This is a genomic window from Micromonospora sp. HM134, from assembly GCF_007833915.1.
GTDB lineage: Bacteria > Actinomycetota > Actinomycetes > Mycobacteriales > Micromonosporaceae > Micromonospora > Micromonospora wenchangensis.
Map to the genome: position 1 here is coordinate 1,415,964 of NZ_CP041061.1, position 18,100 is coordinate 1,434,063.

Annotated in this window: 20 protein-coding genes and 1 pseudogene; 13 read left to right on the plus strand and 8 right to left on the minus strand. The window is 74.4% G+C overall.

Annotated features, from left to right (window positions below; all coding sequences use genetic code 11):
* Positions 1–27: 27 nt before the first annotated feature.
* Positions 28–915: an ABC transporter ATP-binding protein gene (locus FJK98_RS06620; protein ID WP_145922611.1), complete on the plus strand. Its 888-nt coding sequence runs from the start codon at positions 28–30 to the stop codon at positions 913–915.
* Between the two features lie 182 nt (positions 916–1,097).
* A complete protein-coding gene (locus tag FJK98_RS06625; protein ID WP_145918238.1) occupies positions 1,098–2,003 on the plus strand; it encodes a ribokinase in 906 nt (301 codons plus the stop codon).
* An 8-nt stretch (positions 2,004–2,011) separates the two neighbouring features.
* Here FJK98_RS06625 and FJK98_RS06630 read toward each other — a convergent pair whose 3' ends face one another.
* Entirely contained in the window at positions 2,012–2,740 is a 729-nt protein-coding gene (locus tag FJK98_RS06630) for a hypothetical protein (protein WP_145918239.1), read from the minus strand.
* A gap of 195 nt (positions 2,741–2,935) precedes the next feature.
* On the opposite strand from FJK98_RS06630, the gene FJK98_RS06635 reads away from it, so the two are divergent.
* Complete coding sequence (locus tag FJK98_RS06635; RefSeq protein ID WP_145918240.1) at positions 2,936–4,468, plus strand: alpha/beta hydrolase; 1,533 nt, start codon at positions 2,936–2,938, stop codon at positions 4,466–4,468.
* Positions 4,469–4,507: 39 nt separating this feature from the next.
* Here FJK98_RS06635 and FJK98_RS06640 read toward each other — a convergent pair whose 3' ends face one another.
* On the minus strand, positions 4,508–4,990 hold the full coding sequence (locus tag FJK98_RS06640; protein WP_145922612.1) for a DUF6232 family protein: 483 nt from the start codon (positions 4,988–4,990) through the stop codon (positions 4,508–4,510).
* A gap of 162 nt (positions 4,991–5,152) precedes the next feature.
* A complete protein-coding gene (locus tag FJK98_RS06645) occupies positions 5,153–5,668 on the minus strand; it encodes a DUF6232 family protein (protein WP_145918241.1) in 516 nt (171 codons plus the stop codon).
* A gap of 100 nt (positions 5,669–5,768) precedes the next feature.
* Between FJK98_RS06645 and FJK98_RS06650 the strand changes: the two genes are divergently transcribed.
* From FJK98_RS06650 to FJK98_RS06665, 4 genes are all read left to right on the plus strand, one after another.
* Complete coding sequence (locus FJK98_RS06650) at positions 5,769–6,542, plus strand: enoyl-CoA hydratase-related protein (protein WP_145918242.1); 774 nt, start codon at positions 5,769–5,771, stop codon at positions 6,540–6,542.
* Between the two features lie 151 nt (positions 6,543–6,693).
* The gene (locus tag FJK98_RS06655; protein ID WP_145918243.1) at positions 6,694–8,316 is read left to right on the plus strand and encodes an acetolactate synthase; all 1,623 of its coding nucleotides are present in this window, start codon (positions 6,694–6,696) and stop codon (positions 8,314–8,316) included.
* 141 nt (positions 8,317–8,457) lie between these two features.
* A complete protein-coding gene (locus tag FJK98_RS06660; RefSeq protein WP_145918244.1) occupies positions 8,458–9,423 on the plus strand; it encodes an ATP-binding cassette domain-containing protein in 966 nt (321 codons plus the stop codon).
* Entirely contained in the window at positions 9,420–10,238 is an 819-nt protein-coding gene (locus tag FJK98_RS06665; protein ID WP_088641718.1) for an ABC transporter permease, read from the plus strand. Before FJK98_RS06660 ends, FJK98_RS06665 begins: the two co-directional genes overlap by 4 nt.
* 137 nt (positions 10,239–10,375) lie before the next feature.
* Here FJK98_RS06665 and FJK98_RS06670 read toward each other — a convergent pair.
* The 3 genes and pseudogenes from FJK98_RS06670 to FJK98_RS06680 all read right to left on the minus strand — a co-directional run.
* Positions 10,376–10,738, minus strand: a pseudogene (locus FJK98_RS06670) (PLD nuclease N-terminal domain-containing protein); the annotation flags it as partial.
* A 27-nt stretch (positions 10,739–10,765) separates the two neighbouring features.
* The gene (locus FJK98_RS06675; RefSeq protein ID WP_145918246.1) at positions 10,766–11,086 is read right to left on the minus strand and encodes a DUF202 domain-containing protein; all 321 of its coding nucleotides are present in this window, start codon (positions 11,084–11,086) and stop codon (positions 10,766–10,768) included.
* Positions 11,083–11,505 (minus strand): DUF202 domain-containing protein, encoded by a 423-nt coding sequence (locus FJK98_RS06680; RefSeq protein ID WP_194821147.1) that lies wholly within the window; start codon positions 11,503–11,505, stop codon positions 11,083–11,085. The genes FJK98_RS06675 and FJK98_RS06680 overlap by 4 nt, the downstream gene beginning before the upstream one ends.
* Before the next feature lie 11 nt (positions 11,506–11,516).
* Between FJK98_RS06680 and FJK98_RS06685 the strand changes: the two genes are divergently transcribed.
* From FJK98_RS06685 to FJK98_RS06700, 4 genes are all read left to right on the plus strand, one after another.
* Positions 11,517–12,314: a GNAT family N-acetyltransferase gene (locus tag FJK98_RS06685; protein ID WP_145918248.1), complete on the plus strand. Its 798-nt coding sequence runs from the start codon at positions 11,517–11,519 to the stop codon at positions 12,312–12,314.
* Entirely contained in the window at positions 12,311–12,733 is a 423-nt protein-coding gene (locus tag FJK98_RS06690; RefSeq protein ID WP_194821146.1) for a hypothetical protein, read from the plus strand. Before FJK98_RS06685 ends, FJK98_RS06690 begins: the two co-directional genes overlap by 4 nt.
* Before the next feature lie 213 nt (positions 12,734–12,946).
* A complete protein-coding gene (locus tag FJK98_RS06695; RefSeq protein WP_145918250.1) occupies positions 12,947–13,726 on the plus strand; it encodes an electron transfer flavoprotein subunit beta/FixA family protein in 780 nt (259 codons plus the stop codon).
* A gap of 11 nt (positions 13,727–13,737) precedes the next feature.
* Entirely contained in the window at positions 13,738–14,697 is a 960-nt protein-coding gene (locus FJK98_RS06700) for an electron transfer flavoprotein subunit alpha/FixB family protein (protein WP_145918251.1), read from the plus strand.
* Between the two features lie 154 nt (positions 14,698–14,851).
* Here FJK98_RS06700 and FJK98_RS06705 read toward each other — a convergent pair whose 3' ends face one another.
* Together FJK98_RS06705 and FJK98_RS06710 are read right to left on the minus strand one after the other, a co-directional pair.
* A complete protein-coding gene (locus FJK98_RS06705) occupies positions 14,852–15,739 on the minus strand; it encodes an anti-sigma factor (RefSeq protein ID WP_145918252.1) in 888 nt (295 codons plus the stop codon).
* Positions 15,693–16,295: an RNA polymerase sigma factor gene (locus FJK98_RS06710; RefSeq protein ID WP_145918253.1), complete on the minus strand. Its 603-nt coding sequence runs from the start codon at positions 16,293–16,295 to the stop codon at positions 15,693–15,695. The genes FJK98_RS06705 and FJK98_RS06710 overlap by 47 nt, the downstream gene beginning before the upstream one ends.
* Positions 16,296–16,545: 250 nt before the next feature.
* On the opposite strand from FJK98_RS06710, the gene FJK98_RS06715 reads away from it, so the two are divergent.
* Positions 16,546–17,376, plus strand: coding sequence for a DUF4397 domain-containing protein (locus tag FJK98_RS06715; protein ID WP_145918254.1), 831 nt, complete (start codon positions 16,546–16,548; stop codon positions 17,374–17,376).
* The gene (locus tag FJK98_RS06720) at positions 17,373–18,041 is read left to right on the plus strand and encodes a class F sortase (RefSeq protein ID WP_145918255.1); all 669 of its coding nucleotides are present in this window, start codon (positions 17,373–17,375) and stop codon (positions 18,039–18,041) included. Before FJK98_RS06715 ends, FJK98_RS06720 begins: the two co-directional genes overlap by 4 nt.
* Positions 18,042–18,100 lie beyond the last annotated feature (59 nt).

Consider the following 18,100-nt stretch of genomic DNA (forward strand, 5'->3'; position numbering starts at 1 on the left):
GTGACCAACGACACGGTGCCCCACCCTATGGCCGGGCCACCCGCCCGTGGGGGGCAGCCTCGGGCTGCGTGGTTGGATGGAGCGGTGACTGGTGACCCGTTCCCCGCCGCCGCCACCCCCTCGACCGTGGACGCGGATCTGGTGGTCAGCCTGGACGGCGTCGCCGTCCGGCGGTCCGGCACCGCCCTGCTGCACGACGTCGACTGGCGGGTCGAGCTGGACGAACGCTGGGTGGTGCTCGGCCCCAACGGCGCCGGCAAGACCACCCTGCTCAACCTCGCCTGCGGTCAACTGCACCCGAGCACGGGCGTCGCGCACGTGCTCGGCGAGCGGATCGGCCGTACCGACATCACCGAGCTGCGGACCCGGATCGGCCTCACCACCGCCGCCGTGGCCGAGCGCATCCCCGCCGAGGAACGGGTCGGCGACGTCGTGCTCACCGCCGCCTGGTCGGTGGTCGGCCGCTGGCGGGAGAGCTACGACCAGGCCGACGAGGCCCGCGCCCGCGCCCTGCTCGGGCAGCTCGGCGTCGGCCACCTGGCGGACCGCACGTACGGCACCCTCTCCGAGGGCGAGCGCAAGCGGGTGCAGGTCGCCCGCGCCCTGATGACCAACCCGGAACTGCTGCTGCTCGACGAGCCGGCGGCCGGGCTCGACCTGGGTGGGCGCGAGGACCTCGTCGGTCGGCTCGCCGAGCTGGCCCACGACCCGGACGCCCCCGCCCTGGTGCTGGTCACCCACCACGTCGAGGAGATCCCGCCCGGGTTCACCCACGCCCTGCTGCTGCGCGACGGCGCGGTGGTCGCCCAGGGGCTGCTGGCCGACACGTTGACCGGCGACAACCTCAGCAAGACCTTCGGCCTGCCGCTGGTGGTCGAACGCCGCGGCGACCGCTGGACCGCCCGCGCCGCCTGACGGCCCGCGCCGCGAACCGTATCCGGCCGGTCGATCCGTGTCGGCGGCCGGGTCGACCGGCTCCCCGTGCCCGCCTGACGGACCGCGTCGCACGCCCGTCCGGCGCGGCGGGGCACGGGACCCGGGGCGGGCGGGCGAGGCCCTAGACTCGCCGCGGAGCGTCCGGTCGGCGGGAGGTCGTGGTGCGGCAGAGCCGGATCGTCGTGGTGGGCAGCGCGAACATGGACGTGGTCGGAGCCGGCCCGACACTGCCCCGGCCGGGGGAGACCGTGCTCGGCAGCCACTTCGTGATGGTGCCCGGCGGCAAGGGTGCCAACCAGGCGATCGCCGCCGTCCGGGCCGGTGCCGCCTGCACCTTCCTCGGCGCGCTCGGCTCCGACGCGTTCGGTGTCACCCTGCGGGCCAGGATCACCGCCGCCCAGGTGGACGCCACCCACCTGCGGGTGGTCTACGGGGCGTCCGGGGTGGCGCTGGTGATGGTCAACGCGGCCGGGGAGAACGCCATCCTGGTCACCCCCGGCGCGAACGCCGCCTTCACCGCCCTCACCGCCGCCGAGCTGGATGCCGTACGCGGGGCGGACGTGCTGGTCGCCCAGTTGGAGATCCCGGTCGAGACGGTGACCGAGGCGGCGGTGGCCGCCCGTGCCGCCGGCACCCGGGTGATCCTCAACGCCGCGCCGGCCCGGCAGGTGCCCGCCGAACTGCTGGCGGCGGTGGACCTGCTGGTGGTCAACGAGACCGAGGCGCAACTGCTGACCGGCCGGGGGCGGGACGATCCGGGGGCGCTGCTGGCGCTGGTGCCCCGGGCGGTGCTCACCCTCGGCGGCGGGGGCGCGTGGTACGTCGAGCGGGACGCCCCGGCCGTGCACGTGCCCGCCGTCGCGGTGGACGTGGTCGACACGACCGCCGCCGGGGACGCGTTCACCGGCGCCCTGGCCGTGGCCTGGGGCGAGGGCCGGACGGTGGTCGACGCGGTGCGCTGGGCGGCGGCGGCCGGTGCGGCGTGTGTCCGGCGGCTCGGCGCGTCGGTGGCGCTGCCCGAGCGTGCCGAGATCGACGCCCTCTACACCCCGGCCACCGGGACCTGACCGGCGGCTCAGTCGGCCGGGTCGTCGCTGAGTCGTTCGCCCCGGCGGCGCAGCATGCCCAGGCCGGGGATGCCGGCGACGGCGAGCTTGAGGTCACGGGTCACGTCGAGCAGGTCGTGCAGGTCCGGGCCGACCCGGTCGAGGGTGGCCAGGATCGGCAGCACGTCCGAGGTCAGGTGCTCCTTGAGCTTCGGCAGCTCGTCGACGAGCCGGATCGCCGCGGCCAGCTCCTCGTGGCTCAGCTCGGCCACGAACCGGTTCGCCATCGGCGCACCCCGCCGCAACGCCGGCTCGTACGCGGTCAGCAGTTCGGCCGCGACGGCGGCGGCGCCCTCGGCGGTGGCCACCGTGCCGGCGGCCCGGTCGGCGACCGCCCCGGCCTCGGCGACCACCACGCCGGCCGCCCGGGACACCTGCCCGGCCCCGGCCACCACCCCGGCCGCCGCGTCGGCGACGTCGGTGGCCCGGGTGATGGCCGTGGTCGCCGCCGCGCTGATCACCGCCACCTCCCGCACCGCCTCCTCGGCGTCGGTGAGCACCCGGTCCGTGCGGTCCAGGGTGCCCTCGATCCGGTCCACCACCCCGTTGATCCGGGTCAGCAGCGCCTCCACCCCGTCGAGCACGGCGAAGGCACGGGCCGGCACGGCGGCGAACGAGGCGGCCGAACCGAACGCCTGGTCGAGGGCGGAGCGGGTGAGACCGACGACGGCGGCCGGTCGGGGCAGGGGGATGGCCATGTCACCCAGTGTGCGTCGGGTCGGCCAGTGCCGCCCGCCGGCACGGTCGGCGGACGTGGGCCCGACCCGGCCGGCTGTCGGGTCGCGGGCCCGGGAGGAGCACGGTCGGCGGACCCGGCCGGGGCGCGGGCCCGGCCCCGGGACGGCGGGGAAACGGGTACCGGTCCGTGCCCGGACGGGCGGTAGGGTGCCGGCATGTCGCTCCGTCCCCCCGGCGTGACGCCGGCCGGTCGGGGCCGCGCGGCGCTGACGGTCCTCGCCGTGCTCGCCCTGCTCCTCGGTGGCTACGGGCTGTTCCGGGCGGACGCCGGCCTGGCCACCCGGCAGGTCACCGTCGACGGGGTGCCGCTGACCGAGGTACGGGCCGGCGGGGCGGGCGCGGGTCCTCGGCCGGGGGTGGTGATCGCGCACGGCTTCGCCGGTTCGGCCCGGTTGATGCGTCCGCTCGCCGACACGGTCGCCCGGCGGGGCGCGGTCGCGCTGCTGCTCGACTTCGCCGGGCACGGCGGCAACCCGGCCGGGTTGCCCGGGGCGGGCAGCGACGACACCGCCTCCCGCGTCGCCCTGGCACACGACCTGGCGGTCGCCGTCGCCCACCTGCGGGGCCGGCCCGACGTTGACCCGACGCGGATCGTCCTGGTCGGACACTCGATGGGCGCGGGGGCGGTGACCCGGTACGCCGCCGGCCACCCCGACCTCGCCGGCACCGTCGCGATCTCCCTGCCCGACGGCGGTGACCTGCCCGACGCCCGGCCGGAGCGGCTGCTGCTGATCGTCGGCGGCCTGGAGTTCCCCGCCTTCCGGGACACCGCCGAGGCGACCGCCCGGCGGGGCGTCGGGCGACGGGTGGTGGTCGTCCCCGGGGTCGAGCACATCTCGGTGCTCTTCGCCGGCCGTACCCACCGCGAGGTCGCCGCCTGGGTCGGCGGCGTCGACGGGGCGGCACCGCGTCCGGCCGCCCGACTGGTCCCGGCGGGGTTGCTGCTGCTCGGTTCCGGGCTCGGCTTCGTGCCGCTGGCGGCCCTGCTGACCGGCCACCGTCCGCCGCGCCCCCGGCGCGGGCTACCCGTCGCGCCGGCACCCGTCGTGCTGGCGGTGGCGACGGCCGCCACCGGCCTGGGGGTGCTGATCGCCCCGGTGCTGCCGACCACCCGGCTGCCGCTCGCGGTCGGCGGCTACCTCACCGGCTTCCTGCTGGTCACCGGCGTCCTGTTGGCCGCCGCCCGGCACGTGCCGCTCCGCCTGTTCGGCACCGGTCCCGCCGCGCCGGCTGCGACCGGTGGGTCCGTCCCGGCCGGCGGGCGTACGCCGCTGCGGCCGGTGGTCGCGGCCCTGCTGCTGACCGGGTACGCCGTGGCCGCCGTCGCCGTGCCGATCCACCTCGGCCTCACCTGGGCGCTGCCGGTGGGCGCCCGGTGGTGGCTGCTGCCGGTGGTGGCGGTCGGCTGCCTGGTGTTCCTGGCCGGCGCGGAGCTGGTCACGCAGGGGCGGAGCTGGCGGTACGCGGCGGTCGGCGCGCTCGCCGTACCGGCGCTGGGCGGGGCGGCCGTGGTGGGGTTGGCCCCCGGTTTCGTGCTACTGGTGGTGCCGCTGTTCGTGGTGCTGCTCGGCTGGCAGGCCGCCTGGGCGGCGGTGCTGCGGCGGGCCGGTGCGCCCCGGTGGGCACCGGCAGTGGTGGGCGCGGTCCTGGTGGCCTGGCCGGTGGCCACCGCGCTGCCGCTGAGCTGACCCGCAGCCGCCGGGGTGGGCCACCGGGACTGACCGCGGTCACCGGGGTTCCCCCTGCTGTTCGACGGCACGTTGGACGGCGCGGTAGATCTGCCCGAACCGCAGCGCGTCGGGGGTACGCAGCAGCATCACCTCCTGCCCCAGGTGCTGCACCCACAGCTCGTTGACCTTGTTGCCGCGTTCGTAGGACCGGTCCAGCCAGCCGAGCGGCAGCTCCAGGAAGGGCAGCAGGGCGAGCACCCCGACGCCGCAGGCGGCCAGCACGAGCAGGGCCGGTTTCCACTCGCCCCGGTCCTGCGCCGACCAGACCAGCGAGACCACACAGATCAGCGCGATCAACGGGGGCAGCGAGAGCAGCAGCACCAGCACCCCGCGCCCGAGGACGCGGGACCGGACGGCCATCGTGGTGGCCCCGCGTGCGTGCCAGACGTACGCGACGTCGGCGATCCGTACGACCTGCCCACCGGCCCGGATCGACTCGGAGGTCACCTGCACCGTGTCGTCCCGGTAATAGAGGGTCATCATTAACCCTAACCGTTCGCAGGCGACCGGTGCCGCTGTGTGGCCGACGGATCGTGTCCCCGGCGCGCCGACCGGCGGTCGACGCCACGGTCCCGTCCTGTGCCCCGACTCAGGCTGCGGACCCGCCCGGGGCGGTCACCGCCTGCTGCCCGCCCTCGGCTCCTACGGGCCGGTCGCGGTCGGCCCCGTCGCCCGCGCCGGTGACCCGCCGGGCCGGCGGGGCGGGGCGGGGTTCTCCATCGCCCGCTGCACCGCCCGGTAGATCCGGCCGAAACGCAGCGCGTCCCCGGTGCGCAGCAGCAGCACCGGTCGGCCCTGCCAGCGGACCCACAGCTCACGTTGCCGGCTGCCCCGGTCGTAGGAGCGGTCCAGGTGGTTGAAGAGGAAGTCGGCGACCGGCCCGACGGCCAGCCCGACCAGCACCGACGCCCCCACGATGGCGAGCGTGACGGTGGGGGAGCGGTGCAGCCGGACCGCCACCGCGATGCCGACCGCCGCGGCCACCAGCGGGCCGGCCAGGGCGGCGCCGATCGCGCCCCGCCCGGCCAGCACCCGCCAGGAGCGGCTGCCCCGGCGGTGCCAGACCAGGCCGATCTCGGCCAGCGGGAAGGACCGGCCGTCGACCCGGATGGCGGCGGAGGTGACCTGCACCGACCTGTCGTCGTAGTACGTGATCATCGCTGGACTCCCGAGCGCGGGGGGCGAACACCAGACTACGTACCCCAACGACCCGGGTCGTAAGGTTGGCACGCGACTTCGACGAGGAAGTGAGGGCAGCGTGAGCGAGTTCGTGCGGCTTACGACCAGGGACGGCATCGGCACCATCCGGCTGGAGCGGCCGCCGATGAACGCGCTCAACAAGCAGGTCCAGGAGGAGCTGCGGGCCGCCGCCACGGCCGCGTCCGCCGACCCGGGCGTCCGCGCCGTCATCGTGTACGGCGGGGAGAAGGTTTTCGCGGCCGGCGCGGACATCAAGGAGATGGCCGACATGTCCTACGTGGACATGGCGGAGCGGGCCGCCGACCTGTCCAGCGCCGTCGGCGCGCTCGCCCGGATTCCCAAGCCGGTGGTCGCCGCGATCACCGGGTACGCCCTCGGCGGCGGCTGCGAGCTGGCGCTGGCCTGCGACTGGCGGGTGGTGGCCGAGGACGCCAAGCTCGGCCAGCCGGAGATCAAGCTCGGCGTCATCCCCGGTGCGGGCGGCACCCAGCGGCTGGCCCGGCTGGTCGGTCCGGCCCGCGCCAAGGATCTGATCATGTCCGGCCGGATGGTGGACGCGGCGGAGGCGCTGCGGATCGGGCTGGCCGACCGGGTCGCCCCGGCGGCCGAGGTCTACGACACCGCCGTGGCGCTGGTGCGCCCGTACCTGACCGGGCCGGTGCAGGCGCTGCGGGCGGCGAAGCTGGCGGTCGACGCCGGGCTGGACATGGACCTCGGCTCCGGGTTGGCCTGGGAGAGTCAGCTCTTCGCCGGGCTCTTCGCCACCGACGACCGGCGCGAGGGGATGGCCGCCTTCGTCGAGAAGCGCAAGCCCGACTTCACCGGCCGCTGACCCGTCCCGCCCCGGGGCCGCGATCCGTCGGCCCCGGGTCGGACCACCGTCGCGGCGGTGGTCCCGCGCCGCCGGACCATGCCGAGAACTGTTCACATCTCGGATACCGGCCAGTAGCGTGTGACTCCGGTCATGGACGAGGGGAGCGGCGATGACGGAACGGGTCGAGGGCCACGGCGGAGCGCTGGCGCTGGCGGCACTGCGGGCGCACGGCGTACGGGAGATGTTCACCCTCTCCGGCGGGCACGTCTTCCCGCTCTACGACGCCGCCCACACCACCGGCTTCCCGCTCTACGACGTCCGGCACGAACAGTCCGCCGTCTTCGCCGCCGAGGCGGTCGCCAAGCTCCAGCGTCGCCCCGGCCTCGCCGTGCTCACCGCCGGCCCCGGCGTCACCAACGGCATCTCCGGCCTGACCAGCGCCCACTTCAACGCCTCACCGGTGCTGGTGATGGGCGGGCGGGCCCCGCAGTTCCGCTGGGGCTCGGGCAGCCTCCAGGAGATGGACCACCTGCCGCTGGTGGCTCCGGTCACCAAGCACGCCGAGACGGTGTTCACCGCCGACGACATCCCCCGCGCGGTCTCCGCCGCGCTGACCACCGCGCTCACCCCGCACCGGGGCCCGGTCTTCCTCGACTTCCCGCTGGAGGCGATCTTCTCCGTCGGCGACGCCGACCTGCCCGCCCCGACGCCCGTCGCACCGATCGAACCCGACCCGGACGAGGTGACGAAGGCGGCCCGGTTGATCGCCGCCGCCGCCCGCCCGGTGATCATCGCCGGTTCCGACGTGTACGCCGGGGACGCCGTCGCCGCCCTCCGCGAGGCCGCCGAGGCCTTGCAGGTGCCGGTCTTCACCAACGGCATGGGACGCGGGGCGCTCCCGCCGCAGCACCCGCTCGCCTTCGCCAAGGCCCGCCGGGTCGCGCTCGGCGACGCCGACGTGGTGGTCGTCGTCGGCACCCCGCTGGATTTCCGGCTCGGCTTCGGCGACTTCGGCGACGCGGCGGTGGTGCACGTCGTCGACGCCCCCACCCAGCGGGCCGGGCACGTCCAGCCGGCCGCCAGCCCCGCCGGTGACCTGCGGCTGATCCTGTCCGCGTTCGCCGACCACCCCGGTGACCGGGCCGACCACGCCGACTGGATCGAGCGGCTGCGCACCGCCGAGGACGCGGCGCGCGCCCGCGACGCCGCCGAGATGGCCGCCGACACCGACCCGATCCGCCCCGCCCGGGTCTACGGCGAGCTGCGCCGGGCCCTCGCCCCGGACGCGATCACCATCGGCGACGGCGGCGACTTCGTCTCGTACGCCGGGCGCTACCTGGAGCCGTCGCAGCCCGGCACCTGGCTCGACCCCGGCCCGTACGGCTGCCTGGGCACCGGGACGGGCTACGCGATGGGGGCCCGGGTCAGCCACCCCGACCGGCAGATCTGCGTGCTGATGGGCGACGGTGCGGCCGGCTTCTCGCTGATGGACGTGGAGTCGCTGGTCCGGCAGCGGCTGCCGGTGGTGATCGTGGTCGGCAACAACGGCATCTGGGGGCTGGAGAAGCACCCGATGCGGGCCATGTACGGCTACGACGTCGCCGCCGACCTCCAGCCCGAACTGCGCTACGACAAGGTGGTGGAGGCGCTCGGCGGTGCCGGGGAGACGGTGGCGAAGGCGGCCGACCTCGGTCCGGCCCTGGGGCGGGCGTTCGACGCCGGGGTGCCGTACCTGGTCAACGTGCTCACCGACCCGGCCGACGCGTACCCGCGCTCGTCCAACCTGGCCTGACGCGGCCCACGACCGCCGCCGGACCCGGCGGCGGTCGTGTTCTGCCGTGCGGATAAATCGGCGGAATGTCAGCGGCGACGCACGTAACGTCAGACCCCTCGCCCATCGTTGGACGATCCAGCGATAACGACGGGAGTTCTGATGACATACGCCATCCGCGCCGAAGGGCTGGTGCGCCGGTTCGGCGACACCACCGCCCTGGCCGGGGTCGACCTGGCGGTCCCGGCCGGCACGGTCTTCGGGTTGCTCGGCCCCAACGGCGCCGGCAAGACCACTGCGGTACGGGTGCTCGCCACCCTGCTCACCGCCGACGAGGGGCACGCCACCGTCGGCGGGTACGACGTCCGCCGTGACGCCCACCGGGTCCGCCAGCTGATCGGCCTCACCGGCCAGTACGCCTCGGTCGACGAGAACCTGACCGGCACCGAGAACCTGCTGCTCATCGGCCGGCTGCTGGGCCTGTCCCGGCGGGGCGCCCGGGACCGGGCGGCCGAGCTGCTGGCCGGGTTCCAGCTCACCGACGCCGCCGGCCGGGCCGCCAAGACCTACTCGGGGGGCATGCGCCGCCGGCTCGACCTGGCGGCCAGCCTCGTCGGTCGGCCACAGGTGCTCTTCCTCGACGAGCCGACCACCGGCCTCGACCCGCGCAGCCGCAACGACCTGTGGGACATCGTCCGGGGTCTGGTGGCCGAGGGGGTGACCGTGCTGCTGACCACGCAGTACCTGGAGGAGGCCGACCAGTTGGCCGACGAGATCGCCGTGGTCGACCACGGGCGGGTCATCGCCCAGGGCACCCCGGAGGAGCTGAAGGCCAAGACCGGCGGCCAGGTGCTGACCGTCCGGCCGGTCGAGGCAGCCGACCTGCCCACCGTGCTCGCCGTCGTCGGCGAGGTGACCGGGGTCGACCCGGAGGTCACCCAGACCACGGTCAGCGCGCCGGTCAACGGCCCGGGCGCGCTGCCCGCCGTGGTCCGCCGGCTCGACGACGCCGAGGTGTCCGTCGCCGAGCTGGCCCTGCGCGGGTCCAGCCTCGACGAGGTGTTCCTCTCCCTCACCGGCCACCGGGCCGAGGACGAGACCGCAGCCTTGGAAGGGAGCCCGGCATGACCGCCGCCACCGTCGCCGCACCGTCGGCCCCGGCCACGCCGGCCCGCCGGCTCGGCCCGACCGCCGGCCTGCGGCACACCGGCACGCTGGCCTGGCGCAGCCTGGTGCAGATCAAGCACAACCCGATGGAGCTGCTCGACCTGAGCATCCAACCGGTGATGTTCGTGCTGCTCTTCACGTACGTCTTCGGTGGGGCGATCTCCGGCAGCCCGGGGGAGTACCTGACCTTCGCGTTGCCGGGCATCATCGTGCAGAACGCCTTCTTCGCCACGATGACCACCGGCTTCGGTCTCAACCAGGATCTGACCAAGGGGGTGTTCGACCGGCTGCGGTCGCTGCCGGTGGCCCGCTGGTCCCCGCTCGCCGGCCGGATCGTCGCCGACACGGTCAAGCAGGCGTGGTCGTTGACCCTGCTGCTCGGCGTCGGGATGATCCTCGGCTTCCGGCTCGGCAACGGCGTGTTCGGCCTGCTCGGCGCGTTCGCCCTGCTGCTGGTCTTCTCGCTCGCCGCCGCCTGGATGTCGGTGCTGGTCGGGGTGCTGGTCAGCGAGCCGGACAAGGTGCAGATCTTCGGCTTCACGGTGATCTTCCCGCTGAGCTTCACCAGCAACGCCTTCGTGCCGACCGAGACCATGCCGTCGTGGCTCCAGCACTGGGTCGAGGTGAACCCGGTGACGATCCTGGCGAACGCGCTGCGGGGGCTGCTGGTCGGCGGGCCGGTGGCCGCGCCGGTGCTCCAGTCGCTGCTGTGGGCGGCGGCCATCGCCGCCGTCTTCGCCCCGCTCGCGGTGCGGGGCCTGCGCCGGCGGGTGTGATCCCGCCGCCGTCAGAGTTCGGGCCGCTCGCCGTCGCGGGGCCGCTCACCCTCCCGGGGAGCGGCGTCCTCCCGGGGCGGCGTGCGGTCGGCGGACGCCGGGCCGGCCGGGGGCGCGGTGCCGTCGGGGGACGGGCCCCCGTCGCGGCGGCGCAGGTCGTCCTCCCGGCCGCGCAGGTCCTCCTCCCACCGCTGGAAGAGGGCGTTGTCGTCGCGGCGGACGCGTTCGTCGATCGACTTGAGGAACTCGGGATCGTCGTCGGGCGCGACGGGCCGCCGGCTGGCCGGCGGCCAACCCAGGCGGCGGTCACCCTCGGCGACCGGGCGGCCGGCGAGGAACCAGGCGATCGAGCCGACCAGCGGGAAGAACAGGATGACCACCACCCAGGCGAACCGGGGCAGCCCGCGGACCGTCCCGTCCTCGGCGGAGAGGCAACTGATCAGCGCGCAGGCGGCGAGCACCACCTGGAGCAGGAACAACAGCACATAGAGCCGGGCCATGCACCCATCATGGCGCAGCCGTGCGCGTCACCACACCCCGCGCAGCACGAGCGACACGCACAGCAGCGCCAGACCGGCGGTGCCGAGGGCCACCAGCGGGACGGCCCGCGCGTCGAGGCGGGACTGCCGGCGGCCGGTGGCCCGCCCCCAGCCCACCACCAGCGTCGCCCACCAGGCCAGCACGGTGGCCCCGGCGAGCAGCGCCCCGGCGACGTCACCGGTGAGCGCCAGCCGGACCGCCAGCACCGCCACCACCGTGTACGCCAACCCGGTGCGCCGCCAGGCCAGCCGGGTGCGCTCGGGTTGCAGGCCGGGATCGCCGGTCCCGTCCGACGGCGCCCCGGTCACCTGCCGCTCACCCCACGGGCCAGCACGGCCACCACCAGCAGCAGCGCCCCCACCGCCACGATCAGGGCGAGCACGGCCGGGAACCGGGACGCCGGCAGTCGTTCGCCGAGCCGGATGGCCTGTTCGGTGCGGGACCAGTGGTCCACCGCCCGGACGGCGACGGTGCCGCCGAGCAGCAGCAGCGCCACCGCGATCACCTCCCGCAGGTGCCGCAGCGGCAGCGGCGGCAGGAACTGGGCGGCGGCCAGCCCACCGGCGATCAGCGCCAGCCCGGTGCGCAGCCAGGCCAGGAAGGTCCGTTCGTTGGCCAGGGAGAAACGGTAGTCGGGGGTGCTGCCCACGGAGTTGAGGTCCGACGGGTCGAACCACCGTCTGATCGCCTGCCACACGACGCCGATTATCCGCTTTGCCGCCGGCATAGCCTGGACCGATGACCGATCTTGATGCCACCACCCTGCGCGACACCTACGACCGGCAGCTCCGGCCGGAGATCCCCGACCCGGTCCCGGCCGGTGTGACCGTCGAACACGACGGCCCGCTGGTGCGCATCCTGGGTCTGGACCACGGCGGTTTCCTCACCTACCGCACCCTGGACGGGCTGGCCGGGCCGGAGCTGGACGCGTTGATCGCCCGCCAGGTCGAGCTGTTCCGGCAGCGCGGCGAGTCGGTGGAGTGGAAACACAACTCCCACGACGAGCCCGCCGACCTGCCGGACCGGCTGCGCGCCGCCGGCTTCGTCCCGGAGGACCGGGAGACCGTCCTGATCGGGCCGGTCGCGCCCCTGGCCGCCGCCGTTCCGGTGCCACCCGACGGGGTACGCCTGCGTGAGGTCACCGGTCGCGACGACCTGGAGCGGATCGCCGCGATGGAGGAGGAGGTCTGGCGCAGCGACCGTTCCCACCTGGTCACCGGCCTGCTGCGGGAGATCGAGGCGGACCCGCAGTCGATCACCGTGGTGGTGGCCGAGGCGGGGGAGACGGTGGTCAGCGCCGGCTGGGTTCGCTACCTCAACGGCACCGGCTTCGCCAGCCTGTGGGGCGGCTCGACGCTGGCGCAGTGGCGACGCCGGGGCGTCTACCGGGCGCTGGTGGTCTACCGGGCCCGCCTGGCCGACCAGCGGGGCAAGACGTTGTTGCAGGTGGACGCCTCGGAGGACAGCCGACCCATCCTGGAGCGACTCGGCTTCGTCCCGGTCACCACGACCACCCCGTACGTCTACACTCCGTGATCATGGAGCAGCGGCTGACGGACGACGAGCAGCAGGTTCTCAAGACGGGCGCGTTCGGCGCGGTCTTCCTGGTGTCGAACGCCGACCCGGGGGTGTTCGCGATGATCCGGGAGAGCTTCGCCGCGTCCGGGGCGTTCGCCGGGGCCAGCGGGCTGGTGAAGGAGGCGCTCAGCGCCGGTGGGCTGCCCCGGCTGCCCCGGGACTCGGCCCTGGACGTCGAGTCGGTGGTGCTGCCGGCGCTTTCACGGGCGGTGGACATCCTGCGGGAGAAGTCCCCGGCCGACGTGTCGGCGTACCGCGAGCTGGTGTTGACCGCCGCGGCGGAGGTGGCCCGCGCGCACCGGGGGGTGACGCCGGCCGAGGAGGACGCGATCGCCCGGATCAGGACCGCCCTGGCCGACCCCGCCGGCCCGGCCTGACGCCGGCCGGGCGTCGGTCGGGGGCCCGGCCGCAGCGCGGTGAGGTGTGTCACCGTGGGTGGCCGGGAGGGGTAACCTACTGGCAGGTAACATTGCGTTCGTGGGCAACTGCACAGCAGCCTGCGGTTGACCGGGTGTCAACGACGCGCAAAGCTCCGCCCTTAACCGGGCGAGCAGATCGCACACCACCAACAGGAGGGTTGTCGAATCGCGATGAACATCGTCGTACTCGTCAAGCAGGTGCCTGATTCGGGCGCGGACCGCAACCTGCGTGCTGACGACAACACCGTCGACCGCGGTTCGGCGAACAACGTGATCAACGAGATGGACGAGTACGCCATCGAGGAGGCGCTGAAGATCAAGGAGGCGCACGGCGGCGAGGTCACCGTCCTGACCATGGGACCGGACCGGGCCACCGAGTCGATCCGCAAGGCGCTCTCCATGGGCCCGGACGCCGCCGTGCACGTCCTCGACGACGCCCTGCACGGGTCCTGCGCCGTGGCCACCTCGAAGGTGCTCGCCGCCGCCCTCGGGCAGCTCAACGCCGACCTGGTGCTCTGCGGGGCCGAGTCGACCGACGGCCGGGTCCAGGTCATGCCGCACATGCTCGCCGAGCGGTTGGGGGTCGCCGCGCTGACCGGCGCGCGCAAGCTCACCGTCGACGGCGGCACGCTGACCGTGGAGCGGCAGACCGAGGAGGGCTACGAGGTGGTCACCGCCGCGACGCCGGCCGTGGTCTCCGTCTGGGACACCATCAACGAGCCGCGCTACCCCTCCTTCAAGGGCATCATGGCCGCCAAGAAGAAGCCGGTGAAGACGCTGTCCCTGGCCGACCTGGGCGTCGCGCCCACCGAGGTCGGCTTCGAGGGCGCCACCAGCGCCGTCGTCGAGCACACCAGGCGTCCCCCGCGCTCCGGCGGCGCCAAGATCACCGATGAGGGCGAGGGCGGCGTCAAGCTGGTCGAGTTCCTCGCCACCGAGAAGTTCGTGTGAGGGGTCTGAACATGGCTGAGGTTCTCGTCGTCGTCGAAGCCACCAGGGAATTCGGCGTCAAGAAGGTCACCCTGGAAATGCTCACCCTCGCCCGCGAACTGGGCACCCCGAGCGCGGTGGTGCTCGGCGGCCCCGGTGCCGCCGAGGCGCTGCGCGCCAAGCTCGGCGAGTACGGCGCGGAGAAGATCTACGCCGCCGAGAGCGAGGAGATCGACGGCTACCTGGTGGCCCCCAAGGCGACCGTGCTGGCCGAACTGGTCAACCGGGTGCAGCCGGCCGCCGTCCTGCTGGCCTCGGCCCAGGAGGGCAAGGAGATCGCCGCCCGGCTGGCCGTCAAGCTGGACAACGGCATCCTGACCGACGTGGTCGGTCTCGACGCCGACGGCACCGCCACCCAGGTCGCCTTCGCCGGCTCCACCATCGTCAAGTCCAAGGTCACCAAGGGGCTGCCGCTGGTCACCGTACGGCCGAACTCGGTCACCCCGGCCCCGGCGGCGGCCACCCCGACCGTCGAACAGCTCACCGTGTCGGTCACCGACACCGACAGGCTGGCGAAGGTCGTCGAGCGGGTCGCCGAGCAGAAGGGCTCCCGCCCGGAGCTGACCGAGGCCGGCATCGTCGTCTCCGGCGGTCGCGGCGTCGGCAACGCCGACAACTTCAAGCTGGTCGAGGAACTGGCCGACCTGCTCGGCGGTGCCGTCGGGGCGTCCCGGGCGGCGGTCGACTCCGGCTACTACCCGCACCAGTTCCAGGTCGGGCAGACCGGCAAGACGGTCTCCCCGCAGCTCTACGTCGCGCTGGGCATCTCCGGCGCGATCCAGCACCGGGCCGGCATGCAGACCTCGAAGACGATCGTCGCCGTGAACAAGGACGGCGAGGCCCCGATCTTCGAGCTGGCCGACTACGGCGTGGTGGGTGACCTGTTCAAGGTCGTACCGCAGGCCGCCGAGGAGATCCGCAAGCGCAAGTGACCCGTCCTGGGTCCGCACCGAGCCGCCGTCCGGTCCGCCGGGCGGCGGCTCCGTCGTCCCCGCGCCCGGTCGTCCCCGCCCGGTCGGGCGGGTCCGCGCGCAGTACGCCGATGGGAGCTGATCGGCGGGCCGGGGAGCTGAGCCGGCCCGCCGATCAGCCCGTCAGGGTGCCCCTCAGCAGGCTGTCGCCGGAGTGGGCGGGCTGGTTGTCGTACTGCTCGGCGGAGACGTCGACCACCGAATATGCCTGAAGATCCACATTCGGGGGCAGGGGCAGCAGGGCGTCGCCGGAGCTACCCCGCAGCACACCCACCGAGAACATCTCCATGGTCGTCGGATTGATCAGCCAGACCTCGTAGTACCCCGTAACGTCCGGGAGATTCGCGACGTGCAGGTGCAGTCGTCCGTCGGCGAAGACCCGGGCGTCGCCCCGGGCGTCCTTCGGCGTGCTGCCGTACGCGGCCAGCGGCGCGCTGGCCAGCACGTCCTGCCGGGGCGTGGCCCCCCGGTCGCCGAGGACGAAGACGGTGCCGAGCACCGCGATCGCTGCGGCGGCGGTCGCCGAGACGACAGTGGTCGCCCAGCGCGGCCAACGCCGGGCCCGGCCCGCCGGTCGGGCGGCGCGCCCGCCGCCGGGGGACGACGACCGCCGCCGGGACTCCGGCCGGTCACCGCTCACCGGCGACGGCTGCCGGTCACCGGTCACGGCGGACCGGTGCCGATTGGCCGGGCCGATGTCGTCCCCGGCCGCCGGACGGGCCGGCGTCGGGTCCGGCCCGAGATCCTGCCGGTGCGCCTCGGCCAGCGACGGCACCTGCGCGACGGCGTCGAGTTCGGCCAGGATGCCCGCCCAGAGGTGGGCCGGCGGGTCGGGCAGGGTGTGCAGGCCCTGGGTGCCCGCGCCCAGCCCGGCGACGTGCCGCAGGGCCTCCAGCTCGCCCCGGCAGGCCACGCAGCCGCCGAGGTGGTCGGTCTCGCCGTGGTCCGCCTCGCTCTCACCGAGCGCCAGAAAGACCAGCCGGTCGTGGTCCAGGTGCTGCACCGTCCACCTCCCATCTGCGTTTCAAGCTCGCCATGCCCCGCCTGATGTGGCTCTTGACCGTGCCCAGCGGCACCCCGGTCACCGTCGCGATCTGTTGGTGTGTCAGGTCGTCGTAGAAGGCCAGCTCCAACATCCGTCGTTGGTCGTCGGGGAGCCGGGCCAGCTCGTCGGCGACCACCAGCCGGTCGACCACCGTGTCCGGGTCCCCGCCGGTGCCGACCGGTTCGGGTAGCTGCCGCACCGTCTCCACCACCCGGGCCTCCCGGGCCGAGGCGCGCAGCCGGTCGATCACCTTGCGCCGGCCGATCCCGAGCAGCCACCCGATCAGCGAGCCCTTGGCCGGGTCGAAGGTCTCCCGCCCCAGCCAGGCGGCGACGAACGTCGCCTGGGTCACGTCCTCCGCGTCGCTGCGGTTGGCCAACGTGCTGGTGGCCAGGTGGAGCACGGCCCGGCCGAACCGGTCGTACGCCTCCCGCAGCGCGGTCTCGTCGCCCGCCCGGAAGCGCGCGGCCAACTCGTCGGGGGGTGGTTCGGGTTCGTGTCCTGCTGTTCCCACCGCTGTCACCGGGCGGGTCGCCTTCCCTGGGGCATGCCCGACTGTAACGCCCACAGCCTCCGCCCCACTCTCCTGGTCCGGTCCGCCTCCACTCGTCTCACCAGCTATTCGTCGTCGGAGCCGGCCCCGGATGCACCCCCGGCGAAGAAAAAGAAAGTGGTGCCGGGCTGCATCCGGCGGTGCGACGGGTGGCGTAACCCGTTCTGCAAGCCAGACCTGACGAACCAGCACCAATCACCAGGAGGCAGACATGCAGCTCGCTATCTTCCGTCGGGTCGCCGCAGGCGGCGCGGTGGCCGCTCTGGCCTTCGCCGGCGTCGGCGCCGCGACCACGAGCCCGGCGTACGCCGCCTCGTCCAAGGTCTCCGTCGTGCACGGCATCCCGGACACCCCGGTCGACGTCTACGTCAACGGCAAGAAGACCCTCGACAACTTCAAGCCCGGTGACGTCGCCGGCCCGCTGACCCTGCCCGAGGGCGAGTACGACATCGCCCTCACCAAGCCGGGTGAGCCGGTCGGCAGCGCGATCCTCAAGGTCGACGACGCCGAGGTGCCCGGCGGCGCCAACATCAGCCTCGCCGCGCACCTCGGCGCGGACGGCAAGCCGCAGATCACCCCGTTCGTCAACGACACCGCCAAGCTGGCCGCCGGCAAGGCCCGGCTGATCGTCCGGCACACCGCCGCCGCCCCGGCGGTCGACGTCCGGGCCGGCGGCAAGCCGGTCTTCGAGGGGCTGACCAACCCCAAGGAGGCCAAGGCCGACGTCGACGCGGGCACGGTCAAGGCCGACGTGGTGCTGGCCGGCACCGACACCGTGGCGATCGGCCCGGCGGACCTGAACCTCAAGGAGGGCACCGCCACCATCGTCTACGCGATCGGCTCGGCCGAGGCCAAGAACCTCGACCTGGTCGCCCAGACCGTCACCGGTCTGCACTCCGCCCCGGGCGGCGTGCCCAGCGGCACCGGCGGGCAGGCCGGCACCGGCGTCGACACCTGGTGGTACGTGCTGGCCGGTGCCGGCGTACTGCTGCTGGTCGGCGGCGGGGCGCGGGTGGCCGCCACCCGGACCGGTCGCCGGTGACGGTGCGACACCGCGGGGCGCTGGCGGCGATGGCCGCCGGCGTCGCCGCGCTCACCGTCGCCACCGTCGTGGCCTGCGGTTCGCAGCCGGCCGAGGACGTCGGCGCGGACGAGGCGGCGGCGCTGGCCAGCAGCAGCCCGCCGAGCCCGACGGCCGGGACCGGTGGCGGCCCGTCGGTGCCGGTGACCGCCGGTGACCTGCCGACCGCCGAACGGACCGTGCCGCCGGTGCGGCTGCGCATCCCGGCGATCGACGTCACCGCCACGGTCAACCCGGTGGGCATCAACAGCCGCACCGACGAGTTCGACGTCCCGCCGAGCGTGGACCAGATCGGCTGGTACCGGTACGGCCCCGGGCTGGAGACCGACGCCGGCTCGGTGGTGATCGCCGGCCACGTCGACAGCTCGGAGCAGGGCAAGGGGGCGTTCTTCCGGCTCCGCGAACTCGACCGGGGGGACACCGTCACCGCCACCGGCGCGGACGGGAAGCAGCGCGCCTACCGGGTCGTCGCCCGCGAGGAGTACGCCAAGACGAAGATCCCGCTGGACCGGTACTTCGCCCGGGACGGCAAACCGCGGCTGACCCTGATCACCTGCGGCGGGCCGTTCGACCCGAAGACCCGGCACTACCGGGACAACATCGTCGTCACCGCCGTACCGGCCTGAGACCGGGCCGGGGCCGATCCGGTCCCGGCCCGGTTCCATCCACGCTTCGGTACGGGTGG